The organism is Mucilaginibacter sp., assembly GCF_028288205.1.
In the GTDB taxonomy this organism is placed as follows: Bacteria; Bacteroidota; Bacteroidia; order Sphingobacteriales; family Sphingobacteriaceae; genus Mucilaginibacter.
Genome location: NZ_JAQBOD010000036.1, coordinates 1 through 13,916 on the forward strand (window position 1 = coordinate 1; position 13,916 = coordinate 13,916).

Genomic DNA, 13,916 nt, shown 5'->3' on the forward strand with positions numbered 1-13,916 from the left:
AAACCGTTTGTTGGTCATTGGTCATTAAGTCATTAGTCATTGCTGACTACTTTCCTATCGTCCACTGGCTTCCTTCCGGCCCGCTCACTACATGATTTTCTATTTCCTAAAAGAACTTTCTCGATATCACTGTCGCAGTGTATCTGTTATTTATTTACAAAACCCCGTAGGATCCTATTTTTTCAACGTTTTGCCTCGTTACCGAAGCGGCTGCAAAGATGCGATTAATTTCAATACGTGTCAAGTGTTATTTTCACTTTTTTTATATTTATTTTTAATCTGCAAATTTCAAAAAACAACCGCCCTTTTTGGTTGAGCGGGTTGCAAATGTAAAGAGAAAATGGCAAGCAGCCAAAAGAAATTTACAAAAAATTAAAACAATTGCTAAACCACTGTAAACTAACGGCTATTAACCTCATTTTTATTAAGAACCAACGGCAATTATTGAATTTGTATATTTGAAATGAAATGCAAAACCACCAATTTCCTGATAATTTCCTTGATTCGATAGCCGCAGAGCCGGGTTTCGACCGTGCAGATTTTACTGATGCGCATCAAAATACCGACTCGCCCACCGCTATAAGGATCAATCCTTTTAAAAAAACAGCATTAAAAACCGACGGGCAAGTGCCCTGGTGCGCCGAAGGCTATTATTTAGATACCCGCCCATCCTTTACTTTCGACCCGCTTTTTCATGCAGGTAATTATTATGTGCAGGAAGCGTCGTCTATGTTTATCGGCCACATCTTGCAACATATTAAACAAAAAGAACCGGTAAAGATACTGGACCTATGTGCCGCGCCCGGCGGTAAAAGCACGCTGCTTAATTCGGCAATGACGGCTGATGACCTACTGGTGGCTAATGAAATTATTAAAACGCGCGTTCCTGTTCTGGCTGATAACCTGAGCAGGTGGGGCACGGCAAACACCATAGTAACCAATAACGACCCTAAAGACTTTAACCGCCTAACCGGCTTTTTTGATATTATATTAGTTGACGCGCCATGCTCTGGCTCGGGTATGTTCCGTAAGGACCCTGCGGCTATGAATGAATGGAGCGAGGCCAATGTGAACCTTTGCCATCAACGACAGGAGCGTATACTGTCCGATATTTACCCGGCGCTAAAAGAAGACGGCTACCTTATATATAGTACCTGCTCTTACTCGCACCTGGAAAATGAGGATATACTGGATTGGCTCTGTGCCGAATTTGATCTGGAAACCGTGCGTATACCCATTAATATAGAGTGGGGCATTGTTGAAACGCAATCGTCAGCGGAAAAAGCGTGGGGTTACCGTTTTTATCCGGGTAAGGTTAAGGGCGAAGGTTTGTTTGCGGCCTGTTTAAAAAAGAAAGAAAGCAGCGGCACGTTGTTATCCTTTAAAAACAACAGGAATCAAAAAGTAGACAATAACGAGTTTGAATTGATTAAAAGCTACATTAATGATCCCGCCGTTTATTACTTTTTTAAGGTGAATGACGACTGGCTGGCCATAAACAATCAGCATAAAGAAAGCCTGAACCTGTTGCAGCACCATTTATATATTAAAAAATCGGGCGTTAGGATTGGTAAGCTGGCAGGACGCGATTTGATACCAGACCATGAGCTTGCACTTAGTACTATAATTAATAAGGATGCGGTTATACAAACCGAATTGGATTACGACCAGGCTATACTTTATTTGCGCCGCGAGAATTTAACTATCGACGCTGTCGAAAAGGGCTGGAGCTTAATGACCTTTGAGGGGCAGGCTTTGGGATGGGCAAAATTATTGCCTAATCGCATTAATAATTATTACCCGAAAGAGTTAAGGATATTGGCGAGCGGGCCGAAGTAAAGGATAGCCTATATTCTTTTAACTTTAAGTATGTTCAATGAAATGATTGTCCCGCTCAATTGCCGCGGTCTAACTGACATGCTTTTCCGAAGAAATAAATCCGATAATCCCTTAATCCTATGAATCATGGTTCAAACAATTGCGTTAGGGATGGAAATGGATACCGGCCAATGCGCCTAAGGCCTGAGGCGTATGAATGTACAGCCCGACCCGAAGGGAAACGTCCAAATAAATTTCGTTTAAAACTTATTAGCGCTGCAGGCTGTTTACGGACTATATAGTATAGCACATGACAGATATAGCCAAACGTTTCCCCGAAAATCCATTATTATCACCCATTGACCTTAAAGCAAGTGAAGCAGGTTTGCAAATTATTTGTTTACTTAATCCGGGTGTATTTACTTTTGAGGGGAAGACCTGGCTCATCATCCGCGTAGCGGAAAATGCGGTGCAAAAGGAAGGCTCCATATTTTTCCCGATCCTGAATGACCTGGGTAAAACTGAAATTGTTGAACTGCCATCAGCGCATCCGGAACTGATCACTACCGATCCGCGGGTGATACGCTACCAGGGGCTTGATTATTTAACCACCCTATCGCACCTGCGCCTGCTTTGCAGTGATAACGGCATCCACTTTTACGAGCCCGAAGGCTATGTGTCTTTATTTGGTGCAGGGTATTTGCAGGCTTTTGGTATTGAGGATTGCCGGGTTACCCAGATGGGGGATAAATATTATCTCACTTTTACCGCCGTATCAGGCAATGGTGTTGGAGTTGGTTTGCGCAGTACTACCGACTGGAAGACTTTCCAATCGTATGGCATGATACTGCCCCCCCATAATAAGGATTGCGCTATTTTCGAGGAAAAAATAAACGGACTATATTATTGCCTGCACCGCCCAAGCAGCGTGGATATTGGCGGCAATTTTATCTGGCTGGCCGAATCGCCGGATGGGGCGCATTGGGGTAACCATAAATGCATCATCAAAACCCGCAAGGATAGCTGGGACTGCCAGCGTGTTGGCGCAGGCGCCGCACCCATAAAAACAGAAAAAGGCTGGCTGGAAATTTATCATGGCGCTAATAAAGAACATCAATATTGTTTAGGCGCTTTCCTGCTTGATCTGAATGACCCTTCAAAAGTTATTGCCCGCACCGATAAACCTATTATGGTGCCTACAGAACAATATGAGCTAAGTGGCTTCTTCGGCAATGTAGTTTTCACCAACGGCCACCTGGTTGATGGAGATACGGTTACTATATATTATGGCGCATCGGACGAGTTTGTTTGCGGGGCGAGGTTTTCTATAAAGGAGATATTTGCGGAATTGGAGGTGTAATGATGATTTGCGTCTTAGGGGTGGCTAAAGATCATTTTAGTTATTCATCTTTTTAGCCAGTTGTATTGCAAATTATAAGCATCGTCCAGCTCAATCGCTGCGGGAAGGCTTTGTTCTTTTCCTTGATGAAGAACCAAAAATCAAGTCAGGCGAGAGGCTTCTTTACGCACAAGGCCTTTGCCCTGCAAAGCCGATAAAACCACGGGCTGCATAATTTTGCGCTTCGCTTCGCTCGCGCAAGGCCACCGCTTCAGCAAAAAGACGCTATGCCCCTCCTGCCGCACGACCCAATTTGTTTTACCTGCTTTCACCCGAAGCTTATCGTCTGACACTTAGGGCAGAACCAACATTCTGTTATTATGAGCAATCAAAAAAAGCGGTGGCCTGTCAGCCCACGCGGCCGGGAGTTTGGCCTGTGAGGTGGCAGCGATTGGGCTGACTTGATTTTTTGGTTACTTTTGTATCAAAGACAAAAGTAACAGCCAACCCGCGGCGATTGAGCGGGTGGATGTTTTAATGGCAATAAGGAACCTGGTTAGTACCTATAAGTAAAAAAGACGCAAAATATTGCGTCCTCTACAAAAAACACCCACTATCATTCCCTCTTTAGGGGGTTAGGGGGGCTAATATTCTCCTATCGACAACAAAACCAATGTACAGGCATACTCCGTCTCAATCCCCTTTTCATTCGCCATCTTCCTCAATTCACTATTTTCCGTTCCGGGATTGAAGATGATACGTTTGGGATGCGTGTTCAATATATAATCATACAGCGGCGGCTGGTTTTGCGGACCGACATATAACGTAATAGTATCTATATCATTATGAATAGTTTCGGGCTTTTCGATGGGTATGCCGGCTACCGTTCCGGTTTTTAATCCTACGTTAACTATAGAATGCCCGTGACCCGCCAACCGGTTTGCCGCCAGGTAAGCATACCTGCCTGCATTGGGCGTAGCCCCTAAAACCAATGTTTTTTTATCAGCCATAATATAAATTCCTCTTTTAAGCCCCTCTCCTTTGGCGAGAGGGGTTGGGATGAGATATTCAAATATTACGCCAAGGTGTAATATTTAGCGTTTTTGGCAGTCAGAATGTAGTCACAAAAAATAATTTAAATTTTTTAAAATGTTTTTAAACGTGAATCGTCTATACCTTTAAACAAGTAATACATTGATAGCGACCTTAATGCCCGAAGAAAGAAACAGCCATATACTGCACGCCATAAAAGCGTACGGTAAAAATTTGCTGGGCTTTATCCGTAAGCGTGTTAAGAGTGATGCCGATGCTGAAGACATCCTGCAGGATGTATGGTACCAGTTTAGCGCGCTGGTAAATTCTGAACCAATTGAACAGACAGGCGCCTGGCTGTATAAAGTGGCAAGGAATAAAATAACAGATAAGCATAAAAAGAAATCAGAAACTTTACTTGATGACCTGTTTACCGGAAGTAATGAAGACGAGGATGACACCTCTGGCTTTAAAGATTTCCTGATGACCGAAGACAGTACGCCCGAAACGGAATACATACGAACCCTTTTTTGGGAGCAATTGTTTAACGCGCTGGACGAACTGCCCGAAGAGCAAAAGCAGGTTTTTATCTGGCAGGAAATGGAAGATATGACCTTCCAGGAAATAGCAGAAGCTACGGGCGTAAATGTAAATACGCTGGTATCGCGCAAGCGGTACGCGGTATTGCACTTGCGCGACAGGTTACAACAATTATATCAGGAGATCACAAAATATTAAAAACAAAAAAACATGAAAAATTTATTTTTTAAAGGACGGTTTATATTTATACCCATTGCGGTAGCGGCTTTCCTTTCGCTCATCAGTTTTGTGGTGATGCAATTATGGAACAATTTATTACCCGCGATACTGCACGTTAGCGTCATTACCTTCTGGCAGGCTATGGGCATATTTATTCTATCTAAAATACTGTTTGGCTTCGGTAAAGGCGGGCGCGGCTGGGGTGGCCGTGGCGGTGCGCCATGGATGCGCCATAAAATGGAAGAACGTTTTAAAAATATGACGCCCGAAGAAAAAGAAAAATTCAAACAAAAAATGCGCGAACGCGGCGGCTGTGGCCCATGGGGACGAAGCGATAGTTTTGATTTCAACATGAATAATTTTGTTGACAGAACAGAGCCTGCTAAGCCAACTGAATAACATTTAGACCGTGAGATTTGACAACTTTTTAAAAGTTGTCAAATCTTTTAAGTTATTAAACACTCACAAACAATACTACTATGGACATACTGGTATTTACAACAAGCGTTACCGCCCCTGAGCAGATTACAAGGGTGCAACCCCTGCTAACTTCTGTGCAGGCTATTGAGGAATGGAACTTCGACCTGGAAGATTGTGATAATATACTGCGCGTAGTGTCGCACGATGTTTCGCCGCGGTATATTGAATCCCTGCTGCATAATGCAGGTTTTTTGTGTACGGAGCTGGAGTATTAAGGAAATTACCTCACCAACATCATGGTACGCACTTGCTGTAAACTGCCGTTTTGCAGGCGTGCGTAATATGGCCCGGGCACATAGCCTTGATTCTCAAAGGTAACCTTGTGACTGCCCTTTTCCTGTACCGCATCAATCAGCGTACGCACCAGGTGCCCTTGCGAATCAAATACCTGGATAAGCGCGTGCCCGCCCTGCGATTCGAAATTGATAGTAGTTGATCCGTTAAACGGATTAGGATAATTATTAATTAAATTCTTACCAGCCTGTGCATTCAGTATATCACTATTGGTTGATACACATGGCGCGGTATCTTTAATAACCGGCAGTTCCTGGAAATTATTAAGCATTACATTGTTTAAAATATCTGGCGATACACAGAACCATTCTTTCAATACAGATGCATAAACCGACCGAAAATCGTACTGCATAGGTATATTATCATTCACACCCACCGTGGTGCCAATAGCCGGACTGGTACCCAACACGCCTGATTGTATATAATCGCCAAATAAAAACATTGGCGCTGCTGCGCCGTGATCTGTACCTGCGCTGGCGTTTGATTTTATGCGTCTGCCAAACTCAGAAAACGTCATGCCCATTACCCGTTTAGATGTACCTAACCCTTTCATATCATCCATAAAAGCTTTTACCGCGTCTGACGTTTTTTGCAGCAGATTGGCATGTGTACCGGTTTCGGTAGCGCCATTATTAACTTGTGCAGCATGGGTATCAAAGCTGCCTATGCTTACCATATATACCCGGGTTTTTAACCCGCCGGCAATTAAACGCGCAACTATCTTAAGCTGATCTGCCAGGGTATTATTAGTTGGATAAGTTGCTTGCTTGGTCACTTTTGCAGCTGCTGCCTTAATAACCGCGCCATACTCCTGTGTTTGCTGCGATACCTGCCTGATGTAGGTCAACTCTTTACCCGCAGGCGTGTTTGGCGCAGTATCTTGTATACCGTTTATCAGGTTATAAAAATTATTCGGATCTGATATTGCCAGCCCCATATTTACCGAGGGGCCCTGCATGGCAGGCGATACGGTCGAGCCTATTTGTATAGCCAGCGGATCGGGCATAATGGTATTGGGATAGCCTATGGGGTAATTGGTATACTCCTGACTAAGGTAGCGCCCCGCCCAACCTGTATTTAATACAACATTTGAATCTGCACCGGTAAGCCAGATATCTGTAGCGCGAAAATGCGAGAAATTAGGCTGCGGATAGCCTACCGATTGTACAACTTTAAGTTTGCCATCATTATAAAGGCTTTGTAAACCCGTCATGGCCGGATGCAGGCCGGTCATGCTGGTACCGTCAAGCGCCAATATTTTATTTTGAGGTATGATAATGTTAGCGCGCGCATTTGCCAGGTTAGCATATTGATCTATAGGGATAACCATGTTTAAGCCATCATTACCGCCAGTCATTTGAATGATCACCAGCACATGGTCGGTTTCTGTAGGCGCCGCGGTTAGCGCACTCATTAATGGCGAGGCCCCAAAAGCCTTAAAAGCATAACCATTAACCAATGCGGGCATCATAACACCTGCCGTACCTGCTGCTCTTAAAAAATCTCTTCTTCTCATGATAGCTGGTATTCAGAAAGGTCCATGATATATTTATAAAACGCTGTAAGGCGCATGATAACTGTACCTTTATTAATAGCATCGGTGGGTAGCGATTTATAAGCGTTCCAGGCATCGCTCCAATAGTGATCAGACAATTGTGATGATAACAATATCGCCTTTAAAAAATCTTTTACCTGTTGCGATACCGTAACTGCATATAGCTGGGCAAGCACATCGCTTACCAATGCATTAGGATCGGCAGGATTTGGTAAGGTACTTGTATATGCAATAACATCTATACCTATTTTTTTGCCATTGCGCGTATAGCCGTTGGCCACCATGGTATCAGTAAACTGGTTACGTTTGGGCAGCGTGTCTGTGTTTATCCAAAGCTCATGATATTCTGGTTCCTGGTAATAAGCCGCCCAACCGGATACGTTGGGCGGGTCGCCAATATTTTGTGCGATGATAGCCGATTGCGTGCGGATATAATCCCACATATAATAAGCATTTACATAATCTGTATCCGCCGGGAAAACTATCCCGAAATCGCGGCAAACACCAACATGAAAATCAATGGGACTCTTTATCATACAACCGCTGTTTAGGCGGTCAAAGAAATGATCGCTGGTTAAAAGCGCCTTTAATACCGGCTTAATTTCATAATTATTATTCCTGAAAATAGTAGCCAGCGGCGCAATAACATTAGCCTCGGTGGCATCATCAATAATGTAATAAACAAAAAAGCGGTAAAGCCTGCGGCATATATACAGCGCGCACTCGTTAGTGGCAAATATCATATCCAGCATATCATCCAGCTCCGTGGCGCCGGCAGCGTTAACCTTACTGGTTATTAATTTATTACCGTAAAATGCAGAGAATTGCTTGTTGGTGGTGTCATGCCTGGTAGCATCAAATGCAGATGATATGGTGGCGGCGTTAACGTTATAACCGGTTAACACCTTCGCGACAGTTTTTACATCATCTTCTGTATATTTTGAGTTGGGGCCCTTACCTATGGTAAACAATTCCTGCAGTTCGCGCCCATAATTTTCATTGGGCGATGTTTTAACATTTTGATACCCGTTTAAATAACGCAGCATAGCAGGGTCGAGCGTTATTTGCTTTACCAGCTGTTTAAAATTACCTAAAGCGTATTGGCGCAGCAGGGCATTGTGCTTGTATTCATAACGCGCGTCGCCAATGGTAGCTGTTTGGGTAGAGAAATGGTTATGCAAAAAAAGCACCATTTTTTCTTCTATACTTTGCTGCTGATTTAACATACGGCCCAGCCACCATGCTTTAAGGCTGGTTGTGCGCCTGCTATCCGTTGCGCCATCTGTATAAGGCGCGTTTACCCAAGTTTGGCCAGCGGCTACATTAGCATCGGTATAATTGCTGTCATTATAGTTATTAACCGGTGGGGCAGGTGTTGCGGCGGGGGTTAACAGGGTATCAACCACGGTAATTAATGATTTGCCCTGAAAAGCTAATAGATCTGCCTGTTTTACACCAAAAAGTGAACGTTTTAATAAGTGGACCAACTCTGAGTTGCCGAAAATACCGGCATACGTAGCTGTGCCTGAAAGCGTCCGAAATGTGGTCATATTAGGGGATTTCTTAAATGTACACACAAATATATAAAATGCAACAAACCTGTTACATTTTATTGACAGGAAATTTATTCCTCAATATAACAGAGAAAAAAGGGCAGCATGACGTATTGCTATGTGGCAGGATGGCAGCGCTCCTTATCAAATTATCCTATAATTATCCTCGTCAACAATGCAATCTGTCCGGAATGATATATCTGGTGCTGTATAAACCCATAAACCAACTCCTCGTAAGTGGTAACCGGCTGGTTGCCGCGTTTATCAATGATTGGTTCGCCCCATTTTTCTTCGGGGAAATCCTGAATGGTTTTTACCAGGTTTACGTTAACCAGCTTAAGGTCATCTATCCATAGTTTCCATTTCCGTTCGTCGGGGTCGCCGGTTTCGGGCCAGTTGCCACTTAGGGGTAGTGATGCAGGTTTTTCGTTAAGGCGGTCCATTACCTCTTCGGTCCAGCTAAGCATGTGCAGAATGATCTCGGCAATGGTATGCGCATGGCCCACCCGTTCGTAAGCGGTTTCAAAAGTAACCTTGCCCAGTATATCATATACCGGCGATCCGTACCAGGGATGGCCCGTTGATACTTTTTCTAATTCGTGAAGGAGTTTTTCGGCTGTTGTCATGACTATGATTTATAGATTAAAGGATTTTAGGATTGCCTGTCGAACTGTTAAATTTAATCATGAAAATCAATAAATCCTACGAATCATGGTTCAGACAACCTTTCCCGCTCCCACCGCGCAATTTATCCCATCAATAGCCGCAGAAATTATGCCACCCGCGTAGCCCGCGCCTTCGCCGCAGGGGAAAAGCCCCTGTACTTGCGGGTGCTGCAGCGTTTCTTTATCGCGCGGAATTTTTATGGGCGATGATGTGCGCGACTCCACCCCCACCAATATAGCCTCATTTGTATAATATCCTTTCATTTTTTTACCAAAGGCGGGCAGGGCGCGGCGCAGCCTGTCGTTTATCCAATCGGGCAGCACCTCTTTTAGCGCTACGCTTTTAGTGCCCGGCAGGTAAGAGTTTTCGGGGAGATCAACAGACAGTCTACCTTCCACAAAATCTACCATCCGCTGCGCGGGAGCCACCAGTTTGCCGCCACCGGCTTTAAAGGCCAGCTGTTCAATCTGGCTTTGAAAGTGCAGCATCTTAAACGGATCGGCATCGCTGCCCTTTACATCTTCCATGTTTATTTGTACCACCGTGCCCGAGTTGGCGAAAGGATTATTGCGTTTTGACGGGCTCCAGCCGTTCACCACAATTTCGTTGGCTTCGGTGGCGCAGGGAGCAATGATGCCGCCCGGGCACATGCAGAACGAAAACACTCCCCGGCCATCCACCTGCTCCACCAGGTTATAGTAGGACGGCGGCAAATCCGGACCACGATATTCGCAATGGTATTGGGCGCGGTCTATTATTTCCTGCGGATGCTCTATGCGTACACCCAGCGCGAACGGCTTGGCTTCTATTAATATATTTTGGCGATGCAGCATTTCAAACACATCGCGGGCGGAGTGGCCCGTGGCCAATATCACCGCGCTGGCTTTCAGGGTTTCGCCCGATGATAGCTTTACGCCTTGTATTTTGCCGAAGTCGGCCAGTAAGCCGGTTACTTTGGTATCAAATAAAATCTCCCCACCTGCATTGAGGATGGTTTCGCGTATGGCAGTAATAATTTGCGGCAGCTTATTGGTGCCGATATGCGGACGTGCATCTACCAAAATATCGGTAGTGGCGCCATGCGCTACAAAGGTTTTAAGCACCTGCGTAACATCGCCGCGCTTGGTGCTGCGGGTGTACAGCTTACCGTCCGAATAGGTGCCCGCCCCACCCTCGCCGAAACAATAGTTGCTTTCGGGGTTTACAAGGCCCTCCTTGTTAATGTTAGCCAAATCGCGCCTGCGCTCTTTAACTGCCTTGCCGCGCTCTACAATAACAGGCTTCATGCCCATCTCTATACACTGCAAAGCCGCGAACAACCCGGCCGGACCAGCACCCACAATAATTACCGGCTTGCCATTTTTAACATCCGGGTATTGCTGGATATAGGTTTCGGGGTGATGGCTCTCGTCAATAAAAATCTTAACCTGCATGCGGTAAAGCACCCGGCGGCCACGCGCATCAATACTGCGTTTTAGTACCTGTATGCCAGTAATTTTTTGTGGCGATATGTTAAGCGATAAAGCGGCGATGCTTTTTAACGCGGCTTCATCTTCCTGCTGCCCGGGTGGGCAGGTTATTTCTATTTCTTTTATCATTAAGTTGCCGGGTTTTTATCCCGGGATGGGACAAAGGTAGGGATTAAGCAATTAACTCTCAAAGCGTCATTGCGAGAAACGAAGCAATCTCTACGTAGGCTAATCAATTTGGGCAAATTGGGTACCGCCCTTGCCAGCGGGGTATATTATTCAGTAATTATCAGATTCTTAATTTTTTTATACAACTTTTTTAGATGATGATCAGATATATCAAGTCATAGACTTCAGGCAGCCCGCAGCAAAAAACGCCAAAAATGTCAGAAAATAAACACTGGCATGGAAATAGCGCTACCTGCAATAATTTTACTATTTACAACATGCGCAAACTACAATTACCTGCATTTAACCTGAAAGGGATGGATGCCAAAATAAAAGCGGGTTTTACCCAACTGGCACAGAATGGCTTTAAACAAATTTTTAACCGGATAGACCAACTGGGCGTTAAAAAAGGTGTTGATGAGTTGGGTCTTGAAAAATTTATTAACCAATGCGCGCTGCTAGCGGCAGGCTCGGGTGCTATGGCAGGCGCGGGTGGCCTGTCTACCATGGTGTTAGGCATCCCGTTTGATCTGATCAATTTAATTACGCAGCAGTTTAGGGTCACGTTGGCTATTACCTATTACCATACCGGCAAATACCAGCTAAAATTTACTGATTTTTTTACGATAGTGGCTGCCTCGTTAAAGGTGGACACGGGAATGACCATCAGCAAAAACGTAATGGAAGAGGTCGCCGAAAAACTGATGCTCAACCTCGGCTCGAAAACGGCCGAACGGCTGATACCGGTAGTAGGCGCGGTAATTGGCGGCTCGGCAAATTATTTTTTTATTAAACGGATGGCTAATACATTGCAAGCTAAGCTGGCGGTTTAGGAGATTAATAAGCAACGGGATGTGCGATTACAAATGTTCGAAAAATTTTAATTTGTAATAAGTTCCCTCCCCACGGGAGGGGCGCGGTTTGACGGTGAAATAGCAGGGAGGGGTTTCACCGATATACAAATCGCTTTATTAACCCCTCCCTACCCTCCCAGGGGAGGGAATCGCACAGCCCAAACACTCTTTTCGCTTTACTCCGCTTTCCGCTTTCAGCTAAAAAACCTACTTTTGCCCTACTATGAGCGAAGAGAGATCATTAAATTTTATTGAAGAAATAGTTGAAGAAGATATAGCTGCAGGCAAGCACGGCGGCCGGGTATTAACCCGTTTCCCGCCCGAGCCTAATGGTTATTTGCATATTGGTCATGCTAAGTCTATCTGCTTAAATTTCGGACTGGCAAAAAAATACAACGGCAAAACCAACCTGCGTTTTGATGATACCAACCCCACCAAAGAAGAAACCGAATATGTTGACAGCATTAAAGAAGATGTAAAATGGCTGGGTTTTGACTGGGCCGAAGAGTTATATGCTTCTGATTATTTTGATAAATTATATAATTTTGCCGTAACGCTGATAAAAAAGGGCCTGGCTTATGTGGATGACAGCACCGCCGAAGAGATTGCCTCCCAAAAAGGCACACCTACCGAACCGGGCACACCCAACGAATACCGCAACCGCAGCGCAGAAGAAAACCTGCAACTGTTTGCCGACATGAAAGCCGGCAAATACCAGGATGGGGATAAGGTACTGCGTGCAAAGATAGACCTGGCCTCGCCAAATATGCTGCTGCGCGACCCATTGATATACCGCATTAAACACGCCCACCATCACCGCACAGGCGATGTGTGGTGCATTTACCCGATGTATGATTTCGCACACGGCCAGTCTGATGCCATTGAAGAAATAACACACTCTATTTGTACGCTTGAGTTTGTGTCGCACAGGCCATTGTATGACTTGTTTATAGAGGAATTAAATATATTCCCGTCTAAACAATATGAGTTTGCCCGTTTAAACATGACGTACACTGTTATGAGCAAGCGTAAGCTGCTGCAATTGGTTAATGAGAAACATGTAGAAAGCTGGGACGATCCGCGTATGGCTACGATCAGCGGTTTGCGCCGCCGTGGTTATACGGCCACGTCTATCCGCGAATTTTGCGAGCGTATTGGCGTTGCCAAACGCGAGAACATGATAGATTTTAGCCTGCTGGAGTTCTGTATCCGTGAGGACCTGAACAAAACCGCCTGGCGCCGCATGGCTGTGTTGGATCCGATTAAAATGATCATCACCAACTATCCCGAAGGAAAAACAGAAACCCTGCATGGCGAAAACAACCCCGAAGTTGAAGGCGGTGATGGCGGCAGAGATATGCCATTCAGCAATGAACTTTGGATAGAGCGCGAAGACTTTATGGAAGAGCCGCCTAAAAAGTTTTTCCGTTTAGGCGTTGGGCTGATGGTGCGTTTAAAGAACGCCTACATTGTTAAATGCGACGATTTTAAAAAGGATGCCAATGGCAACGTTACCGAAATATATTGCACCTACATCCCCGAATCAAAATCGGGACATGATACCAGTGGTATCAATGTTAAAGGCACTATTCATTGGGTAAGTGTGCCCCACGCTAAAACAGCCGAGGTGCGTTTGTACGATCGGTTGTTCCAAGTAGAGGACCCATCGAACGAAGAAGGTGATTTTAAAGATTATATAAACCCAAACAGCTTACATATCATCTCTAACGCTTACATAGAGGCCGACCTGGCCAATGCCGAAATGGGGAAAGGCTACCAATTTATCCGTAAAGGTTATTTCACGCTGGATAAACATTCAACTGCTGATAAGCTGGTGTTTAACCGTACCGTGACCTTGAAAGACGGGTGGGCGAAGAAGGGTTAAAGGTGGGAGGTAAAAGGTTTAAAGGTGAAAGGCGAAAGGTTTGA

General features: G+C 44.9%; 12 protein-coding genes. 7 read left to right on the forward strand and 5 right to left on the reverse strand.

What is annotated here, in order from left to right; genetic code table 11:
* Positions 1–468: 468 nt before the first annotated feature.
* On the forward strand, positions 469–1,839 hold the full coding sequence (locus JWR23_RS07485; protein WP_299514937.1) for an RNA methyltransferase: 1,371 nt from the start codon (positions 469–471) through the stop codon (positions 1,837–1,839).
* A 289-nt stretch (positions 1,840–2,128) separates the two neighbouring features.
* Positions 2,129–3,178: a glycoside hydrolase family 130 protein gene (locus JWR23_RS07490; protein WP_299514940.1), complete on the forward strand. Its 1,050-nt coding sequence runs from the start codon at positions 2,129–2,131 to the stop codon at positions 3,176–3,178.
* Positions 3,179–3,801: 623 nt separating this feature from the next.
* Here JWR23_RS07490 and JWR23_RS07495 read toward each other — a convergent pair.
* On the reverse strand, positions 3,802–4,167 hold the full coding sequence (locus JWR23_RS07495) for a CoA-binding protein (protein WP_299514942.1): 366 nt from the start codon (positions 4,165–4,167) through the stop codon (positions 3,802–3,804).
* 184 nt (positions 4,168–4,351) lie between these two features.
* Between JWR23_RS07495 and JWR23_RS07500 the strand changes: the two genes are divergently transcribed.
* The 3 genes from JWR23_RS07500 to JWR23_RS07510 all read left to right on the forward strand — a co-directional run bounded on the left by JWR23_RS07500 (position 4,352) and on the right by JWR23_RS07510 (position 5,643).
* A complete protein-coding gene (locus tag JWR23_RS07500; protein WP_299514945.1) occupies positions 4,352–4,927 on the forward strand; it encodes an RNA polymerase sigma factor in 576 nt (191 codons plus the stop codon).
* 12 nt (positions 4,928–4,939) lie between these two features.
* The gene (locus JWR23_RS07505) at positions 4,940–5,347 is read left to right on the forward strand and encodes a hypothetical protein (protein ID WP_299514948.1); all 408 of its coding nucleotides are present in this window, start codon (positions 4,940–4,942) and stop codon (positions 5,345–5,347) included.
* An 80-nt stretch (positions 5,348–5,427) separates the two neighbouring features.
* Positions 5,428–5,643: a hypothetical protein gene (locus JWR23_RS07510; RefSeq protein WP_299514951.1), complete on the forward strand. Its 216-nt coding sequence runs from the start codon at positions 5,428–5,430 to the stop codon at positions 5,641–5,643.
* A 5-nt stretch (positions 5,644–5,648) separates the two neighbouring features.
* Here JWR23_RS07510 and JWR23_RS07515 read toward each other — a convergent pair whose 3' ends face one another.
* From JWR23_RS07515 to JWR23_RS07530, 4 genes are all read right to left on the reverse strand, one after another.
* On the reverse strand, positions 5,649–7,238 hold the full coding sequence (locus JWR23_RS07515) for a DUF1501 domain-containing protein (protein WP_299514954.1): 1,590 nt from the start codon (positions 7,236–7,238) through the stop codon (positions 5,649–5,651).
* The gene (locus tag JWR23_RS07520) at positions 7,235–8,827 is read right to left on the reverse strand and encodes a DUF1800 domain-containing protein (RefSeq protein WP_299514959.1); all 1,593 of its coding nucleotides are present in this window, start codon (positions 8,825–8,827) and stop codon (positions 7,235–7,237) included. The genes JWR23_RS07515 and JWR23_RS07520 overlap by 4 nt, the downstream gene beginning before the upstream one ends.
* Positions 8,828–8,979: 152 nt before the next feature.
* Positions 8,980–9,456, reverse strand: coding sequence for a DinB family protein (locus tag JWR23_RS07525; protein ID WP_299514962.1), 477 nt, complete (start codon positions 9,454–9,456; stop codon positions 8,980–8,982).
* Between the two features lie 90 nt (positions 9,457–9,546).
* Positions 9,547–11,094, reverse strand: coding sequence for an NAD(P)/FAD-dependent oxidoreductase (locus tag JWR23_RS07530; protein ID WP_299514965.1), 1,548 nt, complete (start codon positions 11,092–11,094; stop codon positions 9,547–9,549).
* 254 nt (positions 11,095–11,348) lie between these two features.
* Here JWR23_RS07530 and JWR23_RS07535 point away from each other — a divergent pair, with 254 nt between their 5' ends.
* A complete protein-coding gene (locus JWR23_RS07535; RefSeq protein ID WP_299514968.1) occupies positions 11,349–11,966 on the forward strand; it encodes a hypothetical protein in 618 nt (205 codons plus the stop codon).
* Between the two features lie 244 nt (positions 11,967–12,210).
* Positions 12,211–13,872 carry a glutamine--tRNA ligase/YqeY domain fusion protein gene (locus JWR23_RS07540; protein WP_299514971.1) on the forward strand — a complete coding sequence of 554 codons (1,662 nt, stop codon included), beginning with the start codon at positions 12,211–12,213 and terminating at the stop codon, positions 13,870–13,872.
* The last annotated feature ends 44 nt before the right edge of the window (positions 13,873–13,916 follow it).

Excerpts from the sequence above, each read along its gene's own strand:
- JWR23_RS07535 (WP_299514968.1), top strand. The coding sequence starts at position 11,349 with ATGTCAGAAAATAAACACTGGCATGGAAATAGCGCTACCTGCAATAAT.
- JWR23_RS07505 (WP_299514948.1), top strand. The coding sequence starts at position 4,940 with ATGAAAAATTTATTTTTTAAAGGACGGTTTATATTTATACCCATTGCG.
- JWR23_RS07490 (WP_299514940.1), top strand. The coding sequence starts at position 2,129 with ATGACAGATATAGCCAAACGTTTCCCCGAAAATCCATTATTATCACCC.
- JWR23_RS07495 (WP_299514942.1), bottom strand. The coding sequence starts at position 4,167 with ATGGCTGATAAAAAAACATTGGTTTTAGGGGCTACGCCCAATGCAGGC.
- JWR23_RS07525 (WP_299514962.1), bottom strand. The coding sequence starts at position 9,456 with ATGACAACAGCCGAAAAACTCCTTCACGAATTAGAAAAAGTATCAACG.
- JWR23_RS07520 (WP_299514959.1), bottom strand. The coding sequence starts at position 8,827 with ATGACCACATTTCGGACGCTTTCAGGCACAGCTACGTATGCCGGTATT.
- JWR23_RS07510 (WP_299514951.1), top strand. The coding sequence starts at position 5,428 with ATGGACATACTGGTATTTACAACAAGCGTTACCGCCCCTGAGCAGATT.
- JWR23_RS07530 (WP_299514965.1), bottom strand. The coding sequence starts at position 11,094 with ATGATAAAAGAAATAGAAATAACCTGCCCACCCGGGCAGCAGGAAGAT.
- JWR23_RS07515 (WP_299514954.1), bottom strand. The coding sequence starts at position 7,238 with ATGAGAAGAAGAGATTTTTTAAGAGCAGCAGGTACGGCAGGTGTTATG.
- JWR23_RS07485 (WP_299514937.1), top strand. The coding sequence starts at position 469 with ATGCAAAACCACCAATTTCCTGATAATTTCCTTGATTCGATAGCCGCA.
- JWR23_RS07540 (WP_299514971.1), top strand. The coding sequence starts at position 12,211 with ATGAGCGAAGAGAGATCATTAAATTTTATTGAAGAAATAGTTGAAGAA.